Raw genomic sequence first — 5,631 nt, 5'->3', positions numbered from 1 at the left:
TCCTGAGCCAGGATCAAACTCTCAAATAAAAGTTTATCAGGCTCAGATACTATTGTTATCAAAATATCTGGCTTTATGGTTTGTTTCTTGTTTTATAAATTAACCTACTGTTTAATTTTCAAAGTTCTTTATGTTTATGCCCTTTTCTTGAGGACAAGTATTACTATACCAACTTTTTCTTTTAGAGTCAACAACTTTTTTTACATTTTTTATTTTTAAATTACCACTTTACCTCTCTATTGTAATATTATCCACATTATAAACAACTGATTCATATTGTTTTAACTTATTATATTAAATATTATCCACATTATAAACATATTTATCCACATATTACATAATTTATTATTTTTTGAATAAAGATAAATCCATATGTATAATCATTTCTCATTAGTCTGCTTATTTATATGATAAAATATGTTTACAACTTGAAAACTTTAGTTGAAAATGCTTACTTTAGTAGCAGCATTATTTTATCTCAAAAATATTAATAATAATATTAGTAGTAATAATAGTACACAAGCATATAATTTTATTAAAGTATTTATCAATACCTTAATATTTACTTCATAAATTTGTAGATTAACTAAAACGCTCACAATCTAACTAAATATTTTAGTTTCCTAGCCGAGAATCGATTAAACAATTTTTAATTTTTGAAACTCTATCTAAAAAGAATATACATTAAAACAAACTAATATATTATAAAACCAAAGCTATAACAGTTAATCTAATATAATTACATTTTATATAACATGTAATTAAACAAAAACTTTTTACATAAAAATAGACGAAGGTAAATATATTTTTATATTTACCTTCGTCTATTTACGTTCTATTCTGCTATAGATAAATCGTCTTTCATATACTGCTCAATTAAAAACACTTTTTTATACTTTAGGCTCTTCTGAACATCAATTATTCTTTGATTTGATGAACCTCTAAATTTTAAACTTATATCTTTTTTTTCATCTATAAATCTTCCGTCTACTAAAACATCAATCTGCTTTAATAGGTTCAAGTTTTTGAAATATGCACTATTTTTTTTATCTAGTAGTTGTTCAAATGTAAATCCTGTATAGGACCATACATCTAATCCAGTCTTTTTAGCTTCTTTTGCTATTTCTTCTAATGGTTCTGATTGTAAAAATGGCTCTCCACCTGATAGTGTAATACCCTTTTGTAATTTTAGTGACTTTATCTCATTTATAATTTCTTTTGTATCCATATAAAAGCCACCACATAAATTATGTGTTTGAGGATTATGACATCCTTTACAATTATGAACACATCCTTGAGTCCATATTACCATTCTTAACCCTGGTCCATCAACTATACTGTCATGACTTATAGTAGATGACATTCTTATCTTCATAACTTATTCCTCCAAATAAAACTATCTATGTTTTACCCTATCTTTAACTTCAGCTTTTTTTGCATTATTAAATCTGTCAACTGTACCAACTAAATATCCTGTTATTCGTCTTATTCTTTCAAATTTAATATCACTTTCATCTTCATTTCTTCCACATACAGGACATATATTACTTGCTATTACTCCCGAGAAACCACATATAGGGTCTCTATCCACAGGATGATTTATACTTCCGTATCCTATACCCAAATCTTTCATTGCTTTTATGACAGTTTCAAAAGCTTCTAAGTTATCAGATGGATCTCCATCTAGTTCTACATATGTTATATGACCTGCATTAGTAAATTCATGATATGGAGCTTCTATCTCAATTTTGCTATATGCACTTATATTATAATAAACTGGAACATGGAATGAATTAGTATAATACTCTTTATCTGTAATACCTTTAATTTCTCCATATACTTTCTTGTCTATTTTAGTAAATCTTCCTGAAAGACCTTCTGCTGGAGTACCCATCAAAGAGAAATTTAATTTATATTTGTCTGTAGCTTCATCCATTTTATGTCTCATATATGACACTATTTTTAGTCCTAACTCTTGTGCTTCCTTACTTTCTCCATGATGTTTACCTGTAAGAGCAATAAGACATTCTGCTAAACCTATAAACCCAATAGTCAATGTTCCTTGCTTTATTACTTCTTTTAATGTGTCTTCTGGTCCCAAATCATCAGAATCTTTCCATACACCTTGCCCCATTAAAAATGGGAAGTTTTTCATTTTTTTATTTCCTTGAACTTCAAGACGCTCTAATAATTGTTCTATAATTAGGTCCAATTTCTCATCTAGTTCTTTAAAAAACTCATCTAAATTAGTTTTATCATTTTTTATAATTCCATGTTTTATACCTAATCTTGGAAGATTGACAGTAGTAAAAGATATATTTCCTCTGCCACTAACTGTTTCTGGTCCACATACATTACTAAGTACTCTTGTTCTACAACCCATATATGTAGCTTCTGTATCTGGATCTCCTGCTTTATAATATTTAGCATTAAAAGGAGCATCTAAAAAGCTAAAGTTAGGAAATAATCTTTTAGCTGATACCCTGCATGATAACTTAAATAAATCATAATTAGGATCTTCAGGATTTAAATTTACACCTTCTTTGACCTTAAATATCAATATTGGGAAAATTGGTGTCTCTCCATTACCTAAGCCTCTTTCTTGTGATAATAATAGATTCTTAGTTACCATTCTTCCTTCTTCAGAAATATCTGTTCCAAAATTTACACTTGAAAATGGTACTTGTGCACCTGCTCTAGAATGCATTGTATTTAAGTTATGTATAAATGCTTCCATAGATTGATATGTCTTTTTATCAGTTTCTTTATATGACTCTTCAAATGCAAAGTTTTGCATGTTCTTTATAAGTTCTTCATCAATGTTAAATGTTTCTCTTAGTTTTTCTTTTTCAGAGTTTAAATACAGTTCATCTTTTTTAAGACCAACTTTTTTATTTGTTTCTTTCTCTGTTCTATATACTATGTCCTTTATTGCTTCATTATTTTCAATTCCTTTAAACAATTTTAATGCTTTAGCTAAGTTTCCTATGTAGAATTTTTTAAATGTCTTATACACACCTTCAGACAAACCATAATCGAAAAATGGTATACTTTGACCTCCATGTTGATCATTTTGATTACTTTGTATCGCAATTGCAGCTAAAGCTCCATAACTCATTATATCTTGTGGTTCTCTTAAGAAACCATGACCAGTTGAAAAACCATCCTCAAATAGTTTTTTAACATCTATCTGACAACAAGTTAATGTTCCCATATTTAAAAAGTCCATATCATGTATATGTATATCTCCATTATCATGTGCGAAAGAATGTTCTGGCTTTAATATATGAGTCTTACAAAATTCTTTGGATACAGTACTTCCATATTGTAACATTGTTCCCATAGCTGTATTACCATTGATATTTGCATTTTCTCTTTTTATATCAGCATCTTCTGCATCCTCAAAAGTAATTTCCTCTATTGCCTTCATTAATCTTGTTTTTGAATTTCTTATTCTACTTCTTTCAGTTCTATATACTATGTACTCTTCACTAGTTTTTGCATGACCTGTTTCTATAAGAACCTTAACTACAGAATTTTGTATGTCTTCAACACTTGGAACTGATTCAGAATATTTATGATTTAGCAACTTTATTACTTCTTGAGTTAGTTGCTCAGATAACTTATAATCAGGTACAATACCTTCTCTTTCTGCAACATTTGTTGCTGCTAAAAATATAGCTCTTGTTATTCTATCTTCATTAAATGGAATCACTCTTCCATCTCTCTTTTTTACAAACTCAACCAATTAAAAAAACCTCCTATTACTATATATTGTATTTTATTAATCTACATACCACTATATGTAGTATATTAAGTCTAAAAAAATCCCCTTCAACTAAGTTAAAGGGATTATCTTAATAATTACTATATTAAGATTACCAAATTTGTACATAATAGTCAAACTAACGCAAATCATTGCAAATACTATGTAGATATTTTGAACATCAGCGTTTGTAACAACTTTGGAAGTCAAAACTTTTTTCTCTTTTTTTTACACTAATTTTAGGCAAAAAATACTTATTTTCATATGTATTAATATATATATCTACAAATTTCCTTATGTACATTTTTCAAATTTGTCGTATAATATAAATAATAATTTAAAAGGGGGCATTTTATGTTATCAAAAAGACTAAACTTTATAACTCCATCCTATACAATAGGTATTAGTTCAAAAGTTAAAGAAATGGAAAGTGACGGAATTAAAATAATCAACCTTAGTATAGGAGAGCCTGATTTCAATGTACCTAATGTTGCAAAATCTTATGGAATTGACTCTTTAAATAAAGATTGTACTAAATATGATTTAGTTCCTGGATTGAAAATGCTTAGAGAAGAAATCTGTAAAAAACTTATGGAAGAAAATAACTGTAGATATTCAATAGATGAAATAGTTATATCAAGTGGAGCTAAAAATTCTATAACAAACACTTTGCTAGCGTTAACAGATGAGGGAGATGAAGTGTTATTGCCAAAACCATATTGGGTTAGTTATCCTGAAATGGTTAAATTAGTTAATGCTGTTCCAGTTTTTATTGACACTAAAAAAGAAAATGGATTCAAATTAACAAAAGAAGAACTTGAAAAATCTATAACAAGCAAAACAAAAATTCTTGTAATAAATAATCCTTCAAATCCTACTGGTAGTGTCTATACAAGAGATGAGTTGATTGAAATTGTAAAAGTATGTATACAGAATAAAATATATATTTTGGCAGATGAAATATATGAAAAAATCTGTTACACTGGAAATTTCACATCAGTTGCTTCATTAAGTGAAGAAGCAAAAGATATAACTATAACTGTAAATGGTTTTTCTAAATCAGTTGCTATGACTGGATTAAGATTGGGCTATACTGCTTCTAATAAAACCATCGCTAAAGCAATGAGCTCTATACAAGGACATCTTATATCACATCCAAGCTTAACATCACAATACATAGCATATGGAGCTTTAAAAGATTGCTCGACTGATATATATGATATGGTTAAAACATATAAATCTAGAAGAGATTTAATCACATCTAAATTAGATTCTATCGAAAATGTAGAGTATGTAAATCCAGATGGTGCGTTTTATGCTTTTATAGACCTTTCTAAGATAGCTGAAAAGTTTAAATACAAAGATAGTTTTTCTATAGAATTTTGTAATCAATTTTTAGAAGAATACAATGTAGCAGTTGTTCCTGGAATAGCATTTGGTATGGATAAATATATTCGTATATCTTATGCTTGTAATGAAAATACTTTCTTGGATGGATTAGATAAATTAAAAGAATTTGTATCTAAGATAATGGCATAATAATTTTAATCAAACAATTTTTAAATTATAAGATATTAGATGATAATTAATAGATTGTGTATCTATATAATATATTTAACATCGTAATTAAAAACTTAAATAAAATAAAAACCTATTGATTTTCATATCAATAGGTTTTTATTTTATTTCTTATATTAATCTAGAATTTTATTTTAAACTTTAAATCAATACGACAAATAAAAAAATTACGTGGCTACGTCCTACTCTCCCAGGCAGTTTCCCACCAAGTACCATCAGCGCTAGAGAGCTTAACTTCTGTGTTCGGAATGGGAACAGGTGTATCCTCTCTGCTATTGTAACCACAT

The 5,631-nt window shown here is 27.8% G+C and carries 3 protein-coding genes and 1 rRNA gene; 1 reads left to right on the top strand and 3 read right to left on the bottom strand.

The window, feature by feature from the left end; genetic code table 11:
* Nucleotides 1-835: 835 nt before the first annotated feature.
* Together nrdG and KGF48_RS19585 are read right to left on the bottom strand one after the other, a co-directional pair.
* The gene (gene nrdG, locus KGF48_RS19590; RefSeq protein WP_227868493.1) at nucleotides 836-1,375 is read right to left on the bottom strand and encodes an anaerobic ribonucleoside-triphosphate reductase activating protein; all 540 of its coding nucleotides are present in this window, start codon (nucleotides 1,373-1,375) and stop codon (nucleotides 836-838) included.
* A gap of 21 nt (nucleotides 1,376-1,396) precedes the next feature.
* Nucleotides 1,397-3,748 (bottom strand): anaerobic ribonucleoside triphosphate reductase, encoded by a 2,352-nt coding sequence (locus KGF48_RS19585; RefSeq protein WP_227841397.1) that lies wholly within the window; start codon nucleotides 3,746-3,748, stop codon nucleotides 1,397-1,399.
* Nucleotides 3,749-4,120: 372 nt separating this feature from the next.
* On the opposite strand from KGF48_RS19585, the gene KGF48_RS19580 reads away from it, so the two are divergent.
* Nucleotides 4,121-5,305, top strand: coding sequence for a pyridoxal phosphate-dependent aminotransferase (locus KGF48_RS19580; RefSeq protein WP_227868492.1), 1,185 nt, complete (start codon nucleotides 4,121-4,123; stop codon nucleotides 5,303-5,305).
* Nucleotides 5,306-5,513: 208 nt separating this feature from the next.
* Here KGF48_RS19580 and rrf read toward each other — a convergent pair.
* Nucleotides 5,514-5,630: ribosomal RNA gene (gene rrf / locus KGF48_RS19575) — 5S ribosomal RNA — on the bottom strand.
* Between the last annotated feature and the right edge of the window lies 1 nt (nucleotide 5,631).

It is taken from the genome of Clostridioides sp. ZZV15-6388 (assembly GCF_020657755.1).
In the GTDB taxonomy this organism is placed as follows: domain Bacteria; phylum Bacillota; class Clostridia; order Peptostreptococcales; family Peptostreptococcaceae; genus Clostridioides.
The sequence above is the reverse complement of the archived record's forward strand: the minus strand, read 5'-3'. Positions and strand labels throughout refer to the sequence as shown.